The organism is Caballeronia sp. TF1N1, from assembly GCF_022878925.1.
GTDB lineage: Bacteria > Pseudomonadota > Gammaproteobacteria > Burkholderiales > Burkholderiaceae > Caballeronia.
The window spans coordinates 298,158-318,068 of the sequence record NZ_CP084629.1 but is presented as its reverse complement, the minus strand read 5'-3'; the positions used below and the strand labels follow the sequence as shown (position 1 = coordinate 318,068).

Genomic DNA, 19,911 nt, shown 5'->3' with positions numbered 1-19,911 from the left:
GCACGGTCTCTGCATTGTCCGGTGTGCACCGTAGCGCTAGCAACCTGAGAGGCTTGGCGCTAATAAAAACCAGACAACGCACGGATAACAAGATGATTGCCGCCACCCTCCCGAGTCTCGACGCCGACCGTACCGCGACCCTTATCGACGAATGCTATGCGCAGCGCCATCCGTTGCAGATTGCGCTTTGCCTGCGCAGCCTTCTGTCGCGCGGCGACTTTCTCACCGTGGAATTCGAAGGCGGGCAGATCGTGACGCAGGTCCTTGACGTCGATTCGCGCAGCGCGCGCTTTGTCTTCGATCTCGGCTGCTCGGATTCCAGCAATGCCGCGCTTGCCCGCGCGGACGCCCTGACGTTGCGCAGCCAGCCATCGGGCATCCAGACGGAATTCACGACCGGGCCGGCCGTGAAAGTGCTTTTCGATGGCCGTCCCGCGTTCGAAGCGCCGATGCCCACGCTGCTGTATTACGTGCAGCGGCGGCAGTATTACCGGGTCGAGACGCCGCTCGTTAATCCGTTCGTCGCGCACGGGCGTGACGAAGCCGGCAATGCCTTCCACTTCGACGTAAAGAACCTTTCGCTCGGCGGCGTGGCCTTGCGTGTCTCCGATGACCGCTTCGAAACCGCCGAACGTGGCGGAGTCTGGCGAGGCGTCACCCTGCGGATGGGCCCATTCGGCGAAGTGAGCGTCGACCTCGAGATCGCCGCGCCGCGTTACGAACTCATGCAGACCGGCGAGCGCCGCGCGATTCTCGGTTGCCGCTTCATCGACCTGAGCGGCTGCGCTGAACGCGCCTTGCAGCGAACCATTACGCAGCTCGAACTGAAGCATCTCGGGCGCGGCGTCTGAACCCGTGACACACCGATAGCCGACTGTCACCTGACGGCACGCTTGCAAAGTGGCGAGCGTGCTCATTGTCTAATCGATCATGTAAGCGTTCCCCAAAATCGGGCATGTGATGTGCTGTTCATACGGAGTCAGAAGGCAATGCACGCCGCCTTCCGCAACCGATGCACGGCCCACTGCCTAATTTTTTTTGGGGTACTCACTCATGAGCACGACCAGCCTGAGATATCGATCGCGGACGGCGACAGCCCTCTTCGATCTACTCAATCCCATTCCCTACGGACTCTTCGTCGGGACGCTGATTTTCGACATCATCTTCGTCATCACCGCCAACGTTTTTTGGGCGAAGGGCGCCGCGTGGCTCGTCACGACGGGGCTCATCCTCGCGATCATTCCGCGCTTCATCAATCTCGGGCATGTGTGGTTCGGCTCACGCCACGTCGTCACGCGCACCGAGAAGCTCGACTTCTGGCTCAACCTGCTCGGCATCATCGCGGCGGTCGTCAACGCGTTCGTGCATAGCCGCGACGGTTATGGAATCGTGCCGCTCGGCGTGATTCTTTCGGTTATCACCGTGGTGCTGTTGAGCGTTGGACATATCGCGCTTGCCTTCGACAAATTCGGCTTTCAGGAGGCGGCTCGTGATTAAGCAAACCACTTTGACGAGCGTTATCGCGCTCTCTATTGCAGCACTCTTCGCGGGATGCAACGAGCACGCCGAATACGACAGCGCGCATCAGGCTGGCGCGAATCCGCCACTGCCTACCGCCAAGAGCTTCTTTACTCCGCCGATGCAAGTCCCGAAGTTCGCGGGCTGGAAAGACAACGAAACGCCCAAGGTCGCGGACGGACTGAAGATCGAGAAGATCGCGTCCGGCCTCGAGCATCCGCGGCAGGTGTATGCGCTTCCGAATGGCGACATTCTCGTCGCCGAATCGGGCAGTCCGAACGCGGAGCCGGTCACCACGCCGAAGCAGTTGATCGCGGGCATGGTCCAGAGCCGTTCAGGAAAGGAATCGAAGGGCGCGAACCGCATCACGTTGCTCAGAAAGCGGGGCGATGGCAGCGGGGAATGGGAAAAGCACGTGTTCATCGACCATCTGCATTCGCCCTTCGGCATGCAGCTGATAGGCGACACGCTCTATGTCGCCGATACGGACGCGCTGCTCAAGTTCCCCTACAAGACGGGCGAAACGAGCATCTCGGCGGAAGGCGTCGAGCTCGCCGATCTGCCTGATCGCGTGAACCATCACTGGACCAAGGCGCTGCTCGCAAGCCGCGATGGCAAGAAACTTTATGTGGGCGTCGGGTCGAACAGCAACGTCGGCGAGAACGGACTCGACGTGGAGTATCGGCGCGCGAACGTGCTCGAAGTGGATGTCGCGACCGGCGCGAGCCGTATCTTTGCGGCAGGCATTCGCAACCCGACCGGCTTGCAATGGGAACCGAAGACGGGGCAACTCTGGACCGTGGCCAATGAACGCGATGAGATTGGCGCGGACCTCGTGCCGGACTATCTGACTTCGGTAAAGGATGGCGCTTTCTATGGCTGGCCTTATAGCTACTACGGCCAGCATGTCGATACGCGCGTCAAGGAGCAGCGTCCCGATCTCGTCGCAAAGGCTATTCCGCCGGATTACGCAATCGGTTCGCACGTCGCGCCGCTTGGGCTGATGTTCTATACGGGCAGCAATTTGCCGGCGCAGTATCGCGGTGGCGTGTTTATCGGCGAGCATGGCAGTTGGGATCGCTCGCCGCTGTCGGGGTATGCGGTGACGTATATCGCGTTCGAGAACGGCAAGCCTGTAGGCACGCCCAAGCCCGTGGTAACAGGCTTCGTTTCCGATGATGAGAAGGAACTGCGCGGCGCGCCTGTCGGCCTGACTCAGGACAAGGACGGCGGACTCGTCTTTGCGGACGATGCCGGCAATACCGTGTGGCGCGTGACGGGCGCGGGCGGCTAGCCTGCGAGCTTGTTGCAGAGACGCCGCATGCCGTTGAAAATCGCTTCGGCAATGTCCATCGGGAAGTCGCGGGGCAGCACGCTCGCGACTTCATCGACGACTTGTTGGGTGCGCGCCGTGACTTCGGCGATCAGCGCTTCGACTTCCGGCGCGGCGAACCCGACTGTGCGCCCTTGCGCGATCCAGTGACGCGGCAAAATTTCGGCGATGACGTAATGAATATTCTTGCCATGCACGGCCATGGCGAGTTTCGCGCGCTGCGCGGCAAGCTGATTGCGTCCCCGTCCGATGATCGGATGCGCGGACAGCACGTCATAAAGCGGCGTCGATTCATAACGATTGCCGGGCAGATGCGCGATGCTGAAGTTCTTCGCGTGACCATCGGTGGCGGCGAGCAGCCAGAAAACCATCTGCGTCATGAAGAAGTCGCGCCGGTCGTTGGCCGCGCGACCCGAGCCCGACAGCACTTCCATGACATGGCCGATTCCCGGTCCGCCATCCGCTTCGTACTTTTGTAGCGCGGGCGTGCCGGTGGCCTGACACATATCCTCTTGCGGGAGCCGCAAAATCCAGCGCTTGTCGCTCGACAGACGGCGATCGAACCGTTCGACGACGAGCACTTTCTGATCTTCGAAGACTTCGATCTCGCACCGCGCGATAGCCAGCCCGAATGCCGCGACGATCTTCGAGCAAAGCCATTCGTTCTCCACCGATGTCCGCATGTCCGCTCGCATGTTGCCGACGAGCCCAAGCGGCAATTTAAAGATGTGCGTGGTCGGCGTGCTGCCCTCGGGCAGTAGCCATTGCTTGCCGCGCCGAAGCAGGGCGGTCTTTTCTTGCGCGCCTGCTATCGAGAGACGCAGGTCATCGAGCGGTTCGTGTTGTCCGAGTTGTGGCATGGCGGTCGTCTCGCGCAGCAGCCGGGCGATCTGCGATTCGCTCATCGCGCGTCCCGTTATGCTTTCGAGATCGACCGGCGTCTCTCCGGGCGGCAGCATTTGAAGGGCACCGACGCAGTCGCGACCCAACTGTGCGAGCAGCTGAAACGGCGCCGTGCCGCCCGTTCGATAACGCGTGGCAATGCGACGGCGGATTGGCTCGCTGTCGGGCAGAAGGTTGTCGAAAAAGTTCGCGACCACTTGCCCTCGATACGGCTGGTTGCCCGGCGTGAACGGCAGCGACAGCGAGAGAGGACGGCCTTGCGGGTCGGCAATCCACTCATCGCGATAGACGAGGCGCTCGCCACCAGTGCTGGATTCCCAGTGGCCGACGGGCAGTCCGTTCATCCACAGATCGAGCCGGTTCGGGTCGGTGCGGCGCGCCATGCTTACCAGTTCTCCCGCTTTTTCGCGGCTCTGGCCCGCGCCGACGTTGCCTTCGCTGCGATTTTCTTCGTGATGGGCGGGGCTTCGTCCGCTATGACGCCATCCGTCAGCATCATCTCGACGCCCAGCACGCGCAAGACTTTGAACATGCGCTCCATGCTTGCCGCAGCGGGATTGGCTTCCAGTTGCGCATAGGTCTGCTGCGTCACGCCCAATTGCGCGGCCATGCTTGCCTGAGTCAGCCCGGCGGCTTTGCGAAAGCCTTTGAGAATGGGCCGCAATTGGCTGAGCGTCTTTACCGGATAGTCCACGAAGATCCCTACAGTCTTAAGACTGTTAAGCGTTTCTACAGTCTATGACCTGTTAAAGCAAAAAACAAGTTTTAGACTGTAAATAGTAAAAACAGCCTAAAACCTGTTTTTCGAAAAAGTCTGGCCCAATTAAGCATTTTCAGAAGACCTTAGCCCGTGCCGGTTAAAATTCGACGTTTTTCGCCCGCATCGACAGACCACGACACGCCACGACATTCAAGGACCGCCTTTCATGCTTGCCCGCATCACCCGCCTGTTTCCGCTCTGGGCCGTTCTGGTCTCCGTTGCCGCCTACTATTCGCCTTCGTCCGTCACGGGCATTGCGCCGCATGTCACCACGCTCCTGACCATCATCATGCTGTCGATGGGCGTAACGCTCTCCGTCGACGACTTCCGGCGCGTCTTCACGCGCCCCGCGCCGGTAATCGCGGGCATCGTGCTGCATTACCTCGTCATGCCGCTTGCCGCGTGGGTTATCGCGAAGGCGTTGCACATGCCGCCCGATCTGACGGCGGGCATGGTGCTGGTTGGCAGCGTGGCGAGCGGCACGGCGTCCAACGTCATGATTTATCTGGCGCGCGGCGACGTCGCCTTGTCGGTGACCATCAGCGCGCTCTCGACACTCGTCGGCGTGTTCGCGACGCCGCTGCTCACGCGCCTTTATGTCGATGCGTCGATCTCGGTCGATGTCCACGGCATGTTGATGAGCATCCTGCTGATCGTCGCGCTGCCTATCGTGGTCGGACTTATCGTGAATCATCTGTTCGAGAAGTTCGTGCGCAAGATCGAATGGCTGCTGCCGCTCGTGTCGATGGTGTCTATTTTGCTCATCATTGCCGCCGTGGTCGGCGGGACGCAGAAGAGTATTGCGTCGGTCGGGCTCGTGGTCGCGTTCGGCGTGGTGATGCATAACGGCATCGGGCTCCTGAGCGGCTATTGGGGCGGCCGCTTGCTCGGCTTCGACGAGGCCGTGTGCCGCACGCTCGCTATCGAAGTGGGCATGCAGAATTCGGGGCTCGCGGCTACGCTCGGCAAGCTTTATTTCACGCCGATAGCGGCCTTGCCCGGCGCCCTGTTCTCCGTGTGGCACAACCTCTCGGGCTCGATGCTCGCGGGTTATTGGGCTGGCCGTCCGGCGAAGGGTTCGACACGCGATACGGATACGGCCGCGGTCGTCGCTGCAAAACGAAACTGACTTCCCGATGCGTGGTGCGCTTCGAGGCGCGCTAGTTTTTGGCGCCCCGACCTTTCCACGTCGCGATGGCCACACCTAGAACGGCGACGCCCATCGCCCACCAGGCCATTGTCGGCAACACTTCGCCGAGAATGAAGTACGACATGATTGCCGCACCGGGCGGCACGAAGAAGAACAGCGCCGCTACTTGCGACACCTTTCCGGCGCGTGTCAATGCGAGCAGCAGCGTGATCGCGATCAGCGAGTTGCCGATCACGAGATAAGCAAGCGTGACGGCGAGTGTCGGGTTCCACTGCACTTCCGTGCGCTCGAAGAAGAACGCCATCGGCGCACAGCACGCGAAGCCCACTGAATATTGAACGAGGTTCGACGTGAGCGGGTCCTGCGCGGTGCCCGCGCGTTTCTCGTACAACATCGCGGCCGTGATGCCGATTAGCGCGCCCACCGCGAGCAATACCGGCCCGAGTGCCGATGCGTGCAGCGTGCCGCGCGACAGGATCACGCCGGCCGAGCCGCCAAGCGCGAGTATCAAGCCCAGCCATTGCCGCACGCCGATACGCTCACCGGTCAGCGATGGCGCAAGCACGCTCACCAGTATCGGCTGCAACGAAACGATCAGCGCAAGCCATGACGTTGCAATGCCCGCTGTCATCGACAGATAGCTGAGGCCGAAGTACATCACCTGCACGAGCAGGCCCATGACGACCAGGTAACGCCAGCTTCGCATGTCGCTTGGCCATAGCGGCCGTCTGAACACGCATACGCCTATGAGCACCGCGATGCTGAGCGCAAAGCGTATCGAGAGAAACGTGAGCGGCGAGGCGTAGTGCAGGCCGGTCTTGGCGACGGGAAAGCCCGCGGACCACAAAAGCAAAAAGACGATCGGACCGCCGATGGCAAGCCAGCGTCCGCCATCTTGCGCTGCTTCCTGCGTGACGCGATGCGCGTTCGGCCCCTGTGCCATGTCTCGCTTCCCTTTAGGTTTTGATCGTCCTGCGACCAGAGCAAACGCGCGTTCGACAAGACGTGGACGGTTTAAAACCTTCCACGTATGGCTTTGCCGGGAACAACGTCTGCTCTAGCTTACGAGCTAAGGCACTGTTGAAAGCCTTCGCATGACGAGCACTTTCTCTCACAAAAATAGCATTAGCCGCGTCTTGCACATTCGCGAAGACATTCTCGCGAACCCACGCGCGGACTGCCTACGGAGCCCACCTATGCGTGACCTCGACCTCGATCATAACGTCCGACCCACCCTTCGAACGCCCGCGCCGAAACTCATGCGTCGTGCCGCATTCGGTGTGGCTGCTTGCTTGTCGTTCTCTCTTGCAGCATGCAACAGCGCACCGGACAAGCCGTCACCCGTGGCGAACGCGGTCGCCAATGCAACCGCGGCCGTGCGCGCGGATGACGACATGAAGACCGTGCTCGACGCTTATGCGGCACTCGATCCGAAGGCCATCGAGAAGGTCGATGTGCCGACGGCGCGCGCTCAACCTACTATCGCCGATGCCGTCAATTCCGTGCTGAAGACGCAGGGTCGCAGCACTTCGCCGCAAGCGTTGGTACCGGGCGTCACGAGCCGCGACATTACCGTGCAGGGCGCGGCCGGCAGCTTGCCCGCGACGGTGTACAAGCCCGCAGGCAATGGCCCGTTTCCCGTCGTGACGTATTTTCATGGGGGCGGCTGGGTGATCGCGGACCGCAAGGTCTATGACGGCGGCGCGCGTGGGCTTGCGAAGGCGGCCAATGCAATCGTCGTATCGGTCGATTACCGGCGTGCGCCCGAGGCGCGCTTTCCCGCCGCATGGGATGACGCCTTCGCGTCGTACAAGTGGGTGGCAAGCCACGCCGCTTCGCTTGGCGGCGACCCGAAGAGGCTTGCGCTCGCGGGCGAAAGCGCGGGCGGCAATCTCGCGGTCGCGACGGCCATCGCCGCACGCGATGCGAATGCGCCGAAGCCGCTTGCCGTGATCGCCGTATATCCGGTGGCGCAAACGGGCAGCATGAACACGGAGTCGTATATCGAGAACGCAGTGGCCAAGCCGCTCAACAAGCCGATGATCGCGTGGTTCCTCGACAAGCTCTTGCGCACGCCGGCCGACAAGCAGGACACGCGTCTCGACCTGGTTCACGCCAATCTCGCGGGCTTGCCGCCGGTCACCATCATCAACGCCCGTATCGATCCTTTGCGTGACGATGGCGCGCAGTTGCAGAAGGCGATTGCAGCGGTGAACGGGCCGGTCGATCGTCGCGTCTATGACGGCGTGACGCACGAGTTCTTCGGCACGGCGGCTGTGGTGCAGAAGGCGAAAGATGCGCAGCAGTATGCGGGGACGCGCTTGCAGCAGGCTTTTGGCACAGGTCAGTAAGCGCGGGTGATGTGATTCGCACGCGGGACGGCTTCGATGTTTCCCGCGTGCGACTCGTGGCTCATGGGTTGAATGTCATTCCTCGCACGGCACGTTGCAAGCCGCGGCAACAGGCCGTGCCTCCGCGCCAATGCCTGCAAGCGTCGCAAGTCCCAGCAACGCCAGCGCACCGCCCACCATGAAGTCCGTCGGAATGCTCGCGCGATCGACGACCGCGCCGCCGACGAACGAACCCATCGCAATCGCCACTTGGATGATGCTCACGAAAAGCGCCGATCCCGCCTCCGGATGCTCGGGCGTCGCGCGCTGAATCCACATGCTGAAGCACAGCGGCAGCGCGCCAAATGCGATACCCCACGCCAGCACAACCGCGCTGACCGCGAGCGACGAATGCCGCAGGATCGGCATTAGCAGCAGCGCGAACATGAGGAGCGACACCATCGTGAGAAGCGTGCCCTTGAAATTGCGCTGCACGGCGGACGACGCCGCGAAATTCGAGAAGAACCCGATGATGCCGAAGCCGAGCAGAAGCCACGTGACCGTCGCCATGTCGAGGTGTGCATCGCCGAGCAAGAAGGGCGTTACATACGTGTAGGAAGAAAAGTGCGCGCCGAAGACGAGCGCCACCATCAAAAGACTTCTGCGCGGATGCGAGTGCTTGAGAAGCGCCGTGAGATCGCCGAAGCGCAAAGCCGCAGCCGATGGCAACGAAGGCACGAGCAACCACTGCGCGACGAGCGCGACGGCAACGAGCCCTCCCGTCGCCAGAAACGACACGCGCCAAGACGCCACGCTCGCGATGAACGTACCGAGCGGCACGCCAATGACCGTCGCGCACGTCACACCGGTGAGAATGGCGGCCATTGCGCGTGCACTGTCTTTCGCCTCGACGAGCCTTCCCGCCGCCGATGTCGCGAGCGTCCAGAAGCCGCCGAGCGCGGCGCCCAGAAGCGCGCGGCCAAGCAGCATGACAACGAGATTCGGTGCGAACGCCGACAGCAGGTTCGAGCACAAGAGCAACGCGGTGAGCAACAGGAACACATGCCGCCGGTCCATGCGTCCCGCGCCGAGCATCAAAGCGGGTGCGGAAATGGCCGCGACGATGCCGGGAATGGTCACCATCAATCCCGCTACGCCGGGGAGAATGTTCAAGTCGTGCGCGACGTGAGGAAGCAATCCAACGGGTAGAAATTCGGTGGTGACGAACGCGAACGCGCCAATCGTCACGGCGGCGACCGCGAGCCACTGACGCAGCGACGAGTTTTTGTCGTCGGTCAGGGGCGTGGCGCGTTCGAGCGTCGAGTCTTCCATCAGCATGGCGTTTTTCGATCCGGATAAGGAGTGAGTACGGGCTTATCTTCGAGCATCTTTGCCGGCAACATAACACTGCCTTTCATCTTCTGCACAAGTGACCCAACCGCGGCTTATGGGGCCGGGTTAGCAATGCCATGCATGTTCTTAGCAGAAGTGCTTGGTTCTATTTTTGGCGGCGCTGCGCTACTTTCGAGGCTTTGGCTTTCATCCGCGTCTCATGCCCAGCAACTCCACTTCTCCGCTTCTTCAAGTGCGTCACCTCGATGTCGACTACGGCGCGCATCGCGCGGTGCGCAAGCTGTCGTTCGACATCGCGGCGGGGCAGGCGGTGGCGCTCGTCGGCGAATCGGGCTGCGGCAAGTCCACTACGGCGATGTCGCTCATGCGTCTTCTGCCGAAGCATGCGAAGACCGGCGGCGCGGCGCTCTTCGATAGCATCGATCTTTTGTCGGCGCCGGAACGCAAGCTCGCGGACCTGCGTGGCCGCCGCATGTCGATGATCTTTCAGGAGCCGATGACTTCGCTCAATCCCGTGCTGACTATTGGTGCACAAGTCGCCGAGGCGCTGATTCTTCATACATCGATGTCGCGTGCCGCTGCGCGCAAGCGTGCCGTCGAACTGCTCGATCTCGTACGCATTCCCGAACCCGCGCGCCGGGCGGACGACTATCCGCATCATCTTTCCGGCGGACAACGCCAGCGCGCGATGATCGCCGCAGCCATCGCTTGCGAGCCCGCGCTTCTTATCGCCGATGAACCCACCACCGCGCTCGATGTCACCGTGCAGGCCGGCATCCTGCGTCTGCTCGATAACTTGCGGCGCGATCTTTCGATGGCATTGCTGCTCATCACGCACGATCTGGGTATCGTGTCCGACTGGGCGGATCGCGTAGTCGTGATGCATGGCGGTGAGGCGCTCGAACAGGGTTCGGCGCGCGACGTGCTCGATCATCCGCGTCATGCCTATTCACGTGGATTGCGCGGCGCGGCGCTGCATCTCTCGGCCGACAAGCATTATCGCGAGGCGCGCTTGCCGGAAATTCGCGCGCTCGCTTCGGCCACGGGCACGACGGATTTCACGCTACATGTGCCGACGCGCGCGGCGCATTCGGCACGGCCCATCGACCACGATGCAAGACCGCTGCTCTCGCTCGACAAGGTCGACACGGCTTACGCGACAGCGCGTGGCACGCGTCATGTGCTGCACGATATTTCCTTCGATATCGCGCGTGGCGAGACGGTGGGTCTGGTCGGCGAATCGGGTTGCGGCAAGTCCACGCTTTCGCGCACCATCATGCGGCTTCTGACGCCGGATGCCGGACGCATCGTGCTCGATGGCGTCGATATCGCGCGGCTGACGCGGCGTGAGCTGGCGCCGCATCGGCATAAGATGCAGATGGTGTTTCAGGACCCTTATGCATCGTTGAATCCGCGCAAGACGGTAGGGCAGATTCTGCATTTCGCGCTCGATGTTCAGGGCACCGTTCCTACCCGCGATCGCGACGCCAGGATCATGAAGATGCTCGATGCAGTCGGTTTGCCTTCGGGCGCGGCGCGGCGTTATGCGCACGAGTTTTCGGGCGGGCAGCGGCAACGCATTGGCATTGCGCGGGCGTTGATACTCGAACCGGCGCTTCTGATCTGCGACGAGCCTGTATCCGCGCTCGATGTTTCCATTCAGGCGCAGATACTGAATTTGCTCAGCGATCTGAAGGATGAATTCGGTCTGTCGATGCTCTTCATCTCGCACGATCTCGCTGTCGTTCGCTACATGGCGGATCGCGTGCTGGTGATGAAAGATGGACGCATCGTCGAGAGCGGCGGGCACGACGAGATCTGGGACGCGCCCAGGCACGCTTACACGCGCACGCTCATTGCATCGGTGGCGGGGCAGCGACAGCGTGCGGGCAGCGATTCCATCGCCGCATAAACAGTTAAGCGCTCAACGCTCCGCATGCAAGCCGAACAAGGAAGCAAGACCATCGCCAAGCAGATTGAGCGCAAGCACCGTAACGACGATAGCAAGACCCGGCAAGGTCGCGATATACCAGTCCGTGCGCAGCACTTCGCGGCCCGCGCCGACCATGTTGCCCCAGCTCGCCACGTTTGGGTCGCCAAGCCCGAGAAACGCCAGCGCGGACTCCGTGAGAATGGCGGTGGCAACCAGCAATGTCGATGACACGAGCACGGGCGTCATCGTATTGGGCAAGACATCCGACACGATGATGCGCAGGTCGCTCGCCCCAAGCGCGATGCTTGCCTGCACCATCTCGCCGTGCCGCAGCTTTTGCGTTTCCGCGCGCACCAGCCGCGCGAGGTTCGGCCACGAAGTCACGCCGATAGCGAGCGCAATCGTCATCACCGAAGGCTGCACGATGGCGACGATGGCGAGCGCGAACAGAAACGGCGGCACCGTCTGAAAGAACACGGTGACGCGATTGATTTCACGATCGAGCCAGCCGCCGAAGTATCCGGCGAAAAGGCCCGCCACCACGCCGATGACGACGCTGATGAACGTCGAAGCCGCCGCGATCACGAGCGAGGCGCGTGCGCCATACAACAATCCCGAGAGGATATCGCGGCCCAGCATGTCGGTGCCGAGCGGAAACGCCGCATCTTGACCCGGACGCAAAAATGGTTCGGTGACGAGTTCTAGTGGATCTCCGGGACGCAGCCACTGCGCACAGAGCGCGACCGCGATGATCGCCGCGAGCAGCACGCCGCCGATCAACGCGGAAGGTGCGCGCAGAAAGCGCAGAGCGGCATGCCAGCGGCGAGGCTTTTGCAGCGCGGAGAGTTGGGACATGGTGCGGTTCTCAGGAGATGCGCGGGTCGAGCCAGCGGTTGATGGCGTCAGTGGCCCAGTTGACGAGCACGACGAGAATCGAGCTGCACAGCAGCACGCCGAGCAGCACGTTGAGATCGCGCCGCACGAGCGCATCGAAAGCGAGCCGCCCGAGCCCCGGCCACGAGAACACCGTTTCGACTACCACCGCGCCGCCGATCACCGAGCCGATCTGCATGCCGAGCATCGTCACGAACGGAATGAGCGCATTGCGCAGCACGTGCACGCGAAAGAGCCGCAACGGCCGCACGCCGCGCGCAATAGCGGTGCGCACATAATCCTCGCGACGTACTTCGATGACGGTCGCGCGAATCAAACGCGCATACGTGGCGACGTAGAAAAGCGCGAGCGTGACAGCGGGAAGAATAAGATGATGTGCGACATCCAGCACATGCGCCCAGCCTGTGAGCCCGGAGGAAATGGTCTGCATGCCCCCGACCGGCAGCCAGTCGAGCCACACCGAAAACACGACCACCAGCATGAGCCCGGTCCAGAAAAGCGGCGTGGCGAAACAAAGCAGCGAAAGCGTGGAGATGACGACATCGACGAAACGTCCCGTGTACCATGCAGCGAGCGCGCCGAGCAGCAGTCCGACGATGGCCGCGATTAACACCGCGCCGCCCATCAGCAAAAGCGTGGCGGGCACGCGGTTCCAGATGAGCTGCGCGACGGGCATGCCTTCGCGGAACGAGTAGCCGAGATCGAAGCGCGCGAGATGTTCAAGGTACTTTGCAAACTGCACCCAGAGCGGTTGATCGAGCCCGAACTGCTGACGCAACGCGGCGACGTATTGCGCCGACGCGCCGCCGGATTCGCCCGCGATGACCTGCACGGCATCGCCGGGGGCGAGCCGAAGCAGGAAGAAGTTGACGACCGCAATGCCGAGCACGACGCCCACGAGTTGCCCGAGCCGATGCAACGCGATGGAGAGCCATCGCGCGGTGCGCTTTGTATCGGTCGCGATGAGCTCACTCATGCTTCGAAGGGTCGGTGTACCACACGTTCTTGAACGAGCCATAGACCTGATCGACGCCGCTTACCGTATCGTTGAGGTCGGCCGATTGCACCGTGAAGAAGTGCAGTTCGAGCAGCGGCAGCGACGGCAGATCGGTCTGCACCTGACGCTGGAACGCTTTGAAAAGCGTTACGCGTTCGGCTTGATCGCCGGAGGCTTGCGCATCGCGAATCAGTTGATCGACCTTGACGTTGCGATAGCCCGAACCATTCGTGAAGGGAATGTTCTTGCCGATACTGTCCGACTGATACTCGCGCGTCACGCCCACTTGCGGGTCCGAGAAGCCTGCGTACCACTGGATCGTCACGTCGAAATCGCGGTCGCCGTAAATGCGGCGCGTGTAGGTCGGCGTGTCCTGATTGCGGATATCCGCGTCGATACCGATTTTCTTGAACGCTTGCTTGATGAACTCCGCGCTGCGAAGAAACTCGTCACCGTACGGCAGATAATCGATAGTCAGCTTGAAGCGAGTACCGTTGGGGCCTGCCTTGTAACCGGCCGTATCGAGCAACGCGTTGGCCTTCGCAATGTCGTAGGGATACTGCGGCACGTCGGGCTCGAAGAACTCCTTGAGCGTCGATACGACAGGGCTCACCGCTGGTTTGCCGAAGCCTGACCACACCACGCGGTTATACGCGTTGCGATCGATGGCCAGATAAAGCGCCTGCCGCACGCGCGCATCCTTCAACTGAGGACGATCGTTGTTGATGTCGAGAAAGAGCCACGGCGAGAGCCATTCATAACCCTTCGTTTCCACCTTGAGGTTCGGCAGTTTCGCGAGACGTTGGGCGTCGCGAGCGGGTACGGGGCTCAGCGGCGCGTATTGCACTTCGCCCTTTTCGAGCGCAGCGGTGCGTGCGCCGCCATCGGGAATCACACGATAGATCACCTTGTCGAGATACGGCTTGCCCTTGTCCCAGTAGTCCGGATTGCGTTCGAGCAGAATGTAGTCGCCTTTCACCCATTTGCGGAAAATGAATGGACCCGTGCCCACTGGCTTGTTGTTATACGGATTGTTGAGGACGTCCGTGCCTTCATAAAGATGCTTCGGCAACACTTGCGCGCCGTTGCTGTTGAGCGAACTCAGCACGGCAAGCGATGGCTTCGAAAAATGGATGATCACGGTGTAATCGTCCGGCGTATCCACGCGGTCCGCGTTGGCGAAAAGAGCCTGATTGCGCGGATGATATTTTTTCCACACGTTTTCGAGCGTCCACTTCACGTCGGCGGAAGTGAAGGGTTTGCCGTCGTGCCACTTCACGCCCTGACGCAGATTCAACGTGAGCGTCTTGCCGTCGGTCGAAAGCGCCCACTTGACCGCGAGTCCCGGCTTGAGATGAAAGTCGTTGTCGTATTCGATGAGGCCGTCGAAGACATTGGTGCTGAAGGTTCCCGTCGGCGAGGACGTGCTCAGTGCTGCCGTCAGAATGACAGGCTCGGGCTGCGAGATGACGGTGAGCGTGCCGCCGCGTTTGGGCGTTTCTGCATGAGCCAGGCTCGATCCCGCGATGAGCGCCACGAATGCGAGCGGGCGCGCCCAACGCTGCCAGAGCCTGAGTGTTGTGCTGGTCGACACGTGCGATTCCTCTTGTTGTGATGTTGCGCGATATTTGCGTAGTGTTGATTCGATGTTGCGGTAGATGGCCGCTGCAAGACAGGGCGAGCACCTTGCGGGATCGCGAACGATAGCAACGACTCGCCACGTGAGGAACCAACAAAAAGTGCTGTGCATATGACGTGGCATGCTTCGCATCGGTGCGGTGGATGAGCGCTGCGTGGCCACGAAGAATGGTGTACGTTTCGTGTCTCGCCTGGCTTTCATATCGAACGGATCGCACATGACTCATCAAGCCGATGTCCGCGCGCTCGCCGCGCTCGAATCACGTAACGCGCATGCTGGGGCGTTTCGCCGTCTCTCGCAGGCGCATTGGAGCGACGGTCGTCTGTCGAGCCGCGACAAACATTTGGTCGCTGTGGCGGTGGGACAGGTGACGCGCTGCGAGTACTGTATCGAGCATCACGCGGAGATCGCGAAGCGCCTGGGTGCGTCGCTCGATGAGTTGCTTGCCGCTTCGTATATCGCTGCGGCGCTAGAGACTTTCGGGCGCGGTGAAGTGAAGATCGATGCCGCCTTCACGTTCGAAGAACGCGAGTCGGTGATCAACGGCACGGCTATCGGCGCGGGCCGCGATACGTTCGCAAGCACCGTCTTTCGCGACGATACCTTGCCGCGTGAATTGCGCCTCGTGACCGCCGCCGCTGTCGCGCAAACGCAAAATCACGAGCCGTTGCGGCGGTCGCTGCACGCGCTTGCCATCGAAGCAGGCGTCACATCCGAGGCGCTCGAAGAAGCCTACGCGGTCGCGATCATTCTGCGTGCGGGCGCGGTCTACGCGCATACCTTGCCTATCGCGAGATTGTTCGAAGCGAAGTGATGCAAGCCGGGTCCATTCATCGTGGCCCGGCTTTTCTTCATCCCAAAATAGCTACTAACGGTCTCTCGCCAACACGTCAGTGAATCGCGCAAAGCCGTGCGAATAGAAAAACAACGCGCTTGGTTCGGAGAGCCTGCAAGTCAGGCGCGATACTCTATGGTTTTTGCGCTCAACGTGACCGAGATGACACCGACTTCGCCTGGCAACGGCTTGGCTTCGGCCAGCAGGTTTATCGTCGTGACCGTGCTCGTGGGTGTGGGCGCGGGCATCGGCGGCATGTTGCTCGCGTTGTTGCTGCACGCCATCCAGCACATCGCGTTCGGCTATAGCCTCGATGCGGTCATCAGCCGGGAGAGCTTTCTCGAAGGCGTGACGGCCGCGCCACCCGAGCGCCGGCTCGTCGTGCTTACGTTGTGCGGTCTCGTGGCGGGAATCGGCTGGTGGTGCGTGTATCGCTTCGGCAAGCCGCTCGTGAGTATCCGCAAGGCCGTCAAATCGGACGATCCGCGTATGCCGGTGATCAGCACGCTGGCGCATACGGTGCTGCAGATTGTCACGGTAGCCATGGGTTCGCCGCTCGGCCGTGAAGTCGCGCCGCGCGAGATCGGTTCGCTGTGGGCGGGATGGCTCGCGCATTACGCGGGACTCACGCCCGCGCAGTCGCGCATCATGGTGGCGTGCGGCGCGGGTGCGGGGCTCGCGGCGGTCTATAACGTGCCGCTCGGCGGCGCGGTGTTCGTGCTCGAAGTGCTGCTCGGCACCTTCGAATGGTCCATCGTCGCGGCGGCGTTCGCGACCTCGGCAATCGGCGCGCTGGTGGCGTGGGTCGGTCTCGGCGATGAACATCAGTATCGGTTGCCCGCGCTCGCCTTCAATGCGCAGATCGTCGTGTGGGCCGTGGTCACGGGACCGCTTTTCGGCGTCGCTGCCTGGGTGTTCGTGCGGCTGACATCGGCGGCGCGCAACGCCGCACCGCGCGGCAATGCATTGCCGGTGCTCGCACTCATCAACTTCGCGATGATCGGCGCGCTCGCCATGTATTTCCCGCAACTCGTCGGCAACGGCAAGGGGCCGGCGGGCCTGTCGTTCGACAATCAGATGACGCTCGGGCTCGCCGCCGTGCTGCTCGTGCTCAAGGTGATGGTCGAAGTGAGTACGTTGCGCGCGGGCGCGGAGGGCGGTCTGCTCACGCCGGGGCTTACGAATGGCGCGCTGCTGGCCGTGATTCTCGGTAGCGTGTGGAATGTGCTCTGGCCGGGAACGTCGCTTGGCGCGTTCGCTGTGGTGGGGGCGGCGGCGTTCCTGGGGGCATCGATGCAGATGCCGTTGACGGCCATCGTGCTGATGATCGAATTCACGCGTTTCAGCCAGGACTTTCTGATTCCGGCTGCGCTCGGCATTGCGGGTTCGACGGTGGCGTACCGGGCGGTCGAATCCTACGCGGCCCGCGCGGTCGCACGGCCGGAGCAACCGGCCAATGGCGTCGACGGGATCACGCCTTGATACATCGCGGGCTTCGCGCGGCAGCACCGCACGCCGCCGCCGAAGCCCGCGACGACCTCAATCGTCCAGCAGCGAAGGGTCCCGCACCGCGCCCTTATCCGCCGACATCACGAGCTTGGCGTAAGCCTTGAGCGCGGTCGATACCTTGCGCGGACGCGGCGCGGCCGGCTTCCAGCCTCGGGCGTTCTGCTCTTCGCGGCGGCGCGCGAGCTCGTCATCCGACAGCAGCACGTCGATGGTGCGATTCGGAATGTCGATGCGAATCTTGTCGCCATTGCGCACGAGGCCGATAGCGCCGCCCGCCGCCGCTTCGGGCGAGCAATGACCGATGGACAGCCCCGACGTGCCGCCCGAAAAACGCCCGTCCGTGAGAAGCGCGCACGACTTGCCGAGACCCTTGGACTTGATGTAGCTCGTCGGATAAAGCATCTCCTGCATGCCGGGTCCGCCCTTCGGACCTTCGTAGCGCACGATCACCACGTCGCCCGCCTTGACCTTGTCGTTCAGAATGTTTTCGACCGCCTCGTCCTGCGATTCGGTGACATGAGCCGTGCCTTCGAACACCAGAATGCTCTCGTCCACGCCAGCCGTTTTCACCACGCAGCCGTCCAGCGCGATATTGCCCGTGAGCACCGCCAGTCCGCCTTCGCGCGAGAACGCGTGTTCATACGAGCGGATGCAACCTTCGGCGCGATCCGTATCGAGACTCGGCCAACGCGTGTTCTGGCTGAACGCCACTTGCGTCGGCACGCCTGCGGGACCGGCCATGTAGAAGGTCTTCACGGCATCGTCGGGATTGCGCTTGATGTCCCACTCGTCGAGCGCGTCCTTGAGCGTGTGCGCGTGGACCGTCGGCACGTCGGTATGCAGCTTGCCCGCTCGATCCAGTTCGCCGAGGATAGCCATGATGCCGCCCGCGCGATGCACGTCCTCGATGTGATACTTGTTCGTGTTCGGCGCGACCTTGCACAGTTGCGGCACGACGCGCGAAAGGCGGTCGATGTCCGTCATGGTGAAGTCGATTTCCGCCTCGCGCGCAATGGCCAGCAAGTGCAGGATCGTGTTGGTCGAGCCGCCCATGGCGATGTCGAGCGTCATCGCGTTTTCGAACGCCTTGAAGCCGACCGAGCGTGGCAGCACGCGGTCTTCCTCGTGCTCGTAATACTGCCGCGCCAGACCGACGATACGGCGCCCCGCGCGCTTGAAAAGCTGCTCGCGATCCGCGTGCGTGGCGACCACCGTGCCGTTGCCCGGCAGCGACAGACCGAGCGCTTCGGTCAGGCAGTTCATCGAGTTGGCCGTGAACATGCCCGAGCACGAACCGCACGTCGGGCACGCGGAGCGTTCGACCTCGGCGACATCGGCGTCGGAGTAGGAGGCGTCGGCGGCGATCACCATGGCATCGACCAGATCGAGCTTCTTGAACTCGATTGCCTTGGTCTTCGGATTGGCAAGATGCGTCTTGCCGGCTTCCATCGGTCCGCCGGACACGAAGACAACCGGAATGTTGAGGCGCATGGCGGCCATCAACATGCCCGGCGTGATTTTGTCGCAATTGGAAATGCAGACCATGGCGTCGGCGCAGTGCGCGTTGACCATGTACTCGACCGAATCCGCGATGATTTCACGGCTCGGCAGCGAATACAGCATGCCGTCGTGACCCATGGCGATGCCGTCATCGACCGCAATGGTGTTGAATTCCTTGGCGACGCCGCCCGCCGCCTCGATCTCGCGCGCGACGAGCTGACCAAGATCTTTCAGGTGAACATGTCCGGGAACGAACTGCGTGAACGAATTGACGACGGCGATGATCGGCTTCGAAAAGTCTTCGTCTTTCATGCCGGTGGCGCGCCACAGCGAGCGCGCTCCCGCCATGTTGCGGCCGGCGGTGGAGGTTTTGGAACGGTATGCGGGCATTGTAATTTCGAGGAGTCGCGGGGAAGAATGCGGGCCAGGGGATGAGCGGCCGGACATGCGCCCGTGCGAACGACCTTTTGAGCTTCGCCGCGGGCAATCCCAATATTATCCCACAGGCCCTGAAACGACCGCTGGATGCGGCTTTGGCGGTTTTATCGCGATACGGGCGGCTGGGGTGGCCGGGGTGGCCGGGGTGGCGTTACCCACATGGCGCTCGGCACGATGAAATACTGCGGCGCATTGCGCGTGGAGAGCGTGCCAGTAACGGCGATAGGAACCCGCACCGGAGGCGGCGGCACGCCAATGAGCTGTATGCGCGGGACCATGAGCCGTCCCAGCGCGTCCTGCGAAAACCGCCTGTCCACGACGCACAGGGGCGGGTCCATTGCGAGCATCCAGGCGGTCCTGACGGAGCCATCGCTCGATTCCACGTCTTCACGCACGGCGGTGCCGAAAAGCGTGATTGCCGTGCCGACCGGATAGCACGCCACGTCGGCCCGGACCGCGCCGGCCCACAACCACAGTAAAACAAACAGGGAGCCGGTCTTCACGGATAAATTGCGCAACGCGTTGTTGGTTACGCGCGTCGCGGACGCTGCACGCGCGCCATCGGCGTACGTTCGTCCGTCCTTCTCGGCGGCAGCGTATGCGGCTCGCACACCGTGGAGATCGCGTTCTTGTAAATGGCCTGCGAGCCTACCGGCGACTGCACGGCAATGACGTACTGATCGAAAGACTCGATGACGCCGGTGAGTTTTATACCGTTCACGAGAAAAACCCAGACGGTTTTTCGTTCGGCTATCAGGGCATCCAAGAATGCGGATTGAATTTCATGTTCGACTTGTGACATAGCGGCCATCCTCGACT

The 19,911-nt window shown here is 62.1% G+C and carries 17 protein-coding genes and 1 pseudogene; 8 read left to right on the top strand and 10 right to left on the bottom strand.

The features are described 5' to 3' along the window. The first annotated feature begins 92 nt into the window (after positions 1-92). The 3 genes from LDZ28_RS27625 (at position 93) to LDZ28_RS27615 (ending at position 2,812) form a co-directional block, all read left to right on the top strand. On the top strand, positions 93-851 hold the full coding sequence (locus LDZ28_RS27625) for a flagellar brake protein (RefSeq protein ID WP_244831821.1): 759 nt from the start codon (positions 93-95) through the stop codon (positions 849-851). 202 nt (positions 852-1,053) lie between these two features. Continuing rightward, positions 1,054-1,497 carry a DUF2231 domain-containing protein gene (locus LDZ28_RS27620; protein WP_244831820.1) on the top strand — a complete coding sequence of 148 codons (444 nt, stop codon included), beginning with the start codon at positions 1,054-1,056 and terminating at the stop codon, positions 1,495-1,497. Then, positions 1,493-2,812, top strand: a complete 1,320-nt coding sequence (locus tag LDZ28_RS27615; protein ID WP_244831961.1) for a sorbosone dehydrogenase family protein — start codon at positions 1,493-1,495, stop codon at positions 2,810-2,812. The genes LDZ28_RS27620 and LDZ28_RS27615 overlap by 5 nt, the downstream gene beginning before the upstream one ends. Here the strand turns inward: LDZ28_RS27615 and LDZ28_RS27610 are convergent. Both LDZ28_RS27610 and LDZ28_RS32920 read right to left on the bottom strand, forming a co-directional pair. Beyond that, positions 2,809-4,137 (bottom strand): type II toxin-antitoxin system HipA family toxin, encoded by a 1,329-nt coding sequence (locus LDZ28_RS27610; RefSeq protein WP_244831819.1) that lies wholly within the window; start codon positions 4,135-4,137, stop codon positions 2,809-2,811. The genes LDZ28_RS27615 and LDZ28_RS27610 overlap by 4 nt on opposite strands. A gap of 121 nt (positions 4,138-4,258) precedes the next feature. Further along, positions 4,259-4,448 (bottom strand): annotated as a pseudogene (locus LDZ28_RS32920) (helix-turn-helix transcriptional regulator); the annotation flags it as partial. Positions 4,449-4,680: 232 nt separating this feature from the next. On the opposite strand from LDZ28_RS32920, the gene LDZ28_RS27600 reads away from it, so the two are divergent. Continuing rightward, positions 4,681-5,643 (top strand): bile acid:sodium symporter family protein, encoded by a 963-nt coding sequence (locus LDZ28_RS27600; RefSeq protein WP_244831817.1) that lies wholly within the window; start codon positions 4,681-4,683, stop codon positions 5,641-5,643. Between the two features lie 31 nt (positions 5,644-5,674). Here the strand turns inward: LDZ28_RS27600 and LDZ28_RS27595 are convergent, their stop codons facing one another. Continuing rightward, complete coding sequence (locus LDZ28_RS27595; protein ID WP_244831816.1) at positions 5,675-6,607, bottom strand: DMT family transporter; 933 nt, start codon at positions 6,605-6,607, stop codon at positions 5,675-5,677. A 253-nt stretch (positions 6,608-6,860) separates the two neighbouring features. Here LDZ28_RS27595 and LDZ28_RS27590 point away from each other — a divergent pair, with 253 nt between their 5' ends. Beyond that, on the top strand, positions 6,861-8,015 hold the full coding sequence (locus LDZ28_RS27590; protein ID WP_244831815.1) for an alpha/beta hydrolase: 1,155 nt from the start codon (positions 6,861-6,863) through the stop codon (positions 8,013-8,015). Between the two features lie 75 nt (positions 8,016-8,090). Here LDZ28_RS27590 and LDZ28_RS27585 read toward each other — a convergent pair whose 3' ends face one another. Then, complete coding sequence (locus LDZ28_RS27585; RefSeq protein ID WP_244831814.1) at positions 8,091-9,332, bottom strand: MFS transporter; 1,242 nt, start codon at positions 9,330-9,332, stop codon at positions 8,091-8,093. Positions 9,333-9,546: 214 nt separating this feature from the next. Between LDZ28_RS27585 and LDZ28_RS27580 the strand changes: the two genes are divergently transcribed. Further along, positions 9,547-11,259: an ABC transporter ATP-binding protein gene (locus tag LDZ28_RS27580; protein ID WP_244831813.1), complete on the top strand. Its 1,713-nt coding sequence runs from the start codon at positions 9,547-9,549 to the stop codon at positions 11,257-11,259. Between the two features lie 12 nt (positions 11,260-11,271). Here LDZ28_RS27580 and LDZ28_RS27575 read toward each other — a convergent pair whose 3' ends face one another. Genes LDZ28_RS27575 through LDZ28_RS27565 form a run of 3 tightly spaced genes read right to left on the bottom strand, consistent with a single transcriptional unit; the run spans position 11,272 to position 14,765 of the window. Then, on the bottom strand, positions 11,272-12,135 hold the full coding sequence (locus LDZ28_RS27575) for an ABC transporter permease (protein WP_244831812.1): 864 nt from the start codon (positions 12,133-12,135) through the stop codon (positions 11,272-11,274). 10 nt (positions 12,136-12,145) lie between these two features. Beyond that, positions 12,146-13,150, bottom strand: coding sequence for an ABC transporter permease (locus LDZ28_RS27570; RefSeq protein ID WP_244831811.1), 1,005 nt, complete (start codon positions 13,148-13,150; stop codon positions 12,146-12,148). Beyond that, complete coding sequence (locus tag LDZ28_RS27565) at positions 13,143-14,765, bottom strand: ABC transporter substrate-binding protein (protein ID WP_244831810.1); 1,623 nt, start codon at positions 14,763-14,765, stop codon at positions 13,143-13,145. The genes LDZ28_RS27570 and LDZ28_RS27565 overlap by 8 nt, the downstream gene beginning before the upstream one ends. Positions 14,766-15,027: 262 nt before the next feature. Between LDZ28_RS27565 and LDZ28_RS27560 the strand changes: the two genes are divergently transcribed. Then, the gene (locus LDZ28_RS27560; protein WP_244831809.1) at positions 15,028-15,624 is read left to right on the top strand and encodes a carboxymuconolactone decarboxylase family protein; all 597 of its coding nucleotides are present in this window, start codon (positions 15,028-15,030) and stop codon (positions 15,622-15,624) included. Positions 15,625-15,807: 183 nt separating this feature from the next. Continuing rightward, a complete protein-coding gene (locus tag LDZ28_RS27555) occupies positions 15,808-17,127 on the top strand; it encodes a chloride channel protein (RefSeq protein WP_244831808.1) in 1,320 nt (439 codons plus the stop codon). A gap of 57 nt (positions 17,128-17,184) precedes the next feature. On the opposite strand, the gene ilvD is transcribed toward LDZ28_RS27555, so the two are convergent. From ilvD to hfq, 3 genes are all read right to left on the bottom strand, one after another. After that, a complete protein-coding gene (gene ilvD, locus LDZ28_RS27550; RefSeq protein ID WP_244831807.1) occupies positions 17,185-19,044 on the bottom strand; it encodes a dihydroxy-acid dehydratase in 1,860 nt (619 codons plus the stop codon). Positions 19,045-19,196: 152 nt separating this feature from the next. Continuing rightward, entirely contained in the window at positions 19,197-19,610 is a 414-nt protein-coding gene (locus LDZ28_RS27545) for a hypothetical protein (RefSeq protein WP_244831806.1), read from the bottom strand. A gap of 11 nt (positions 19,611-19,621) precedes the next feature. Then, positions 19,622-19,894 carry an RNA chaperone Hfq gene (gene hfq / locus LDZ28_RS27540; RefSeq protein ID WP_244831805.1) on the bottom strand — a complete coding sequence of 91 codons (273 nt, stop codon included), beginning with the start codon at positions 19,892-19,894 and terminating at the stop codon, positions 19,622-19,624. Positions 19,895-19,911 lie beyond the last annotated feature (17 nt).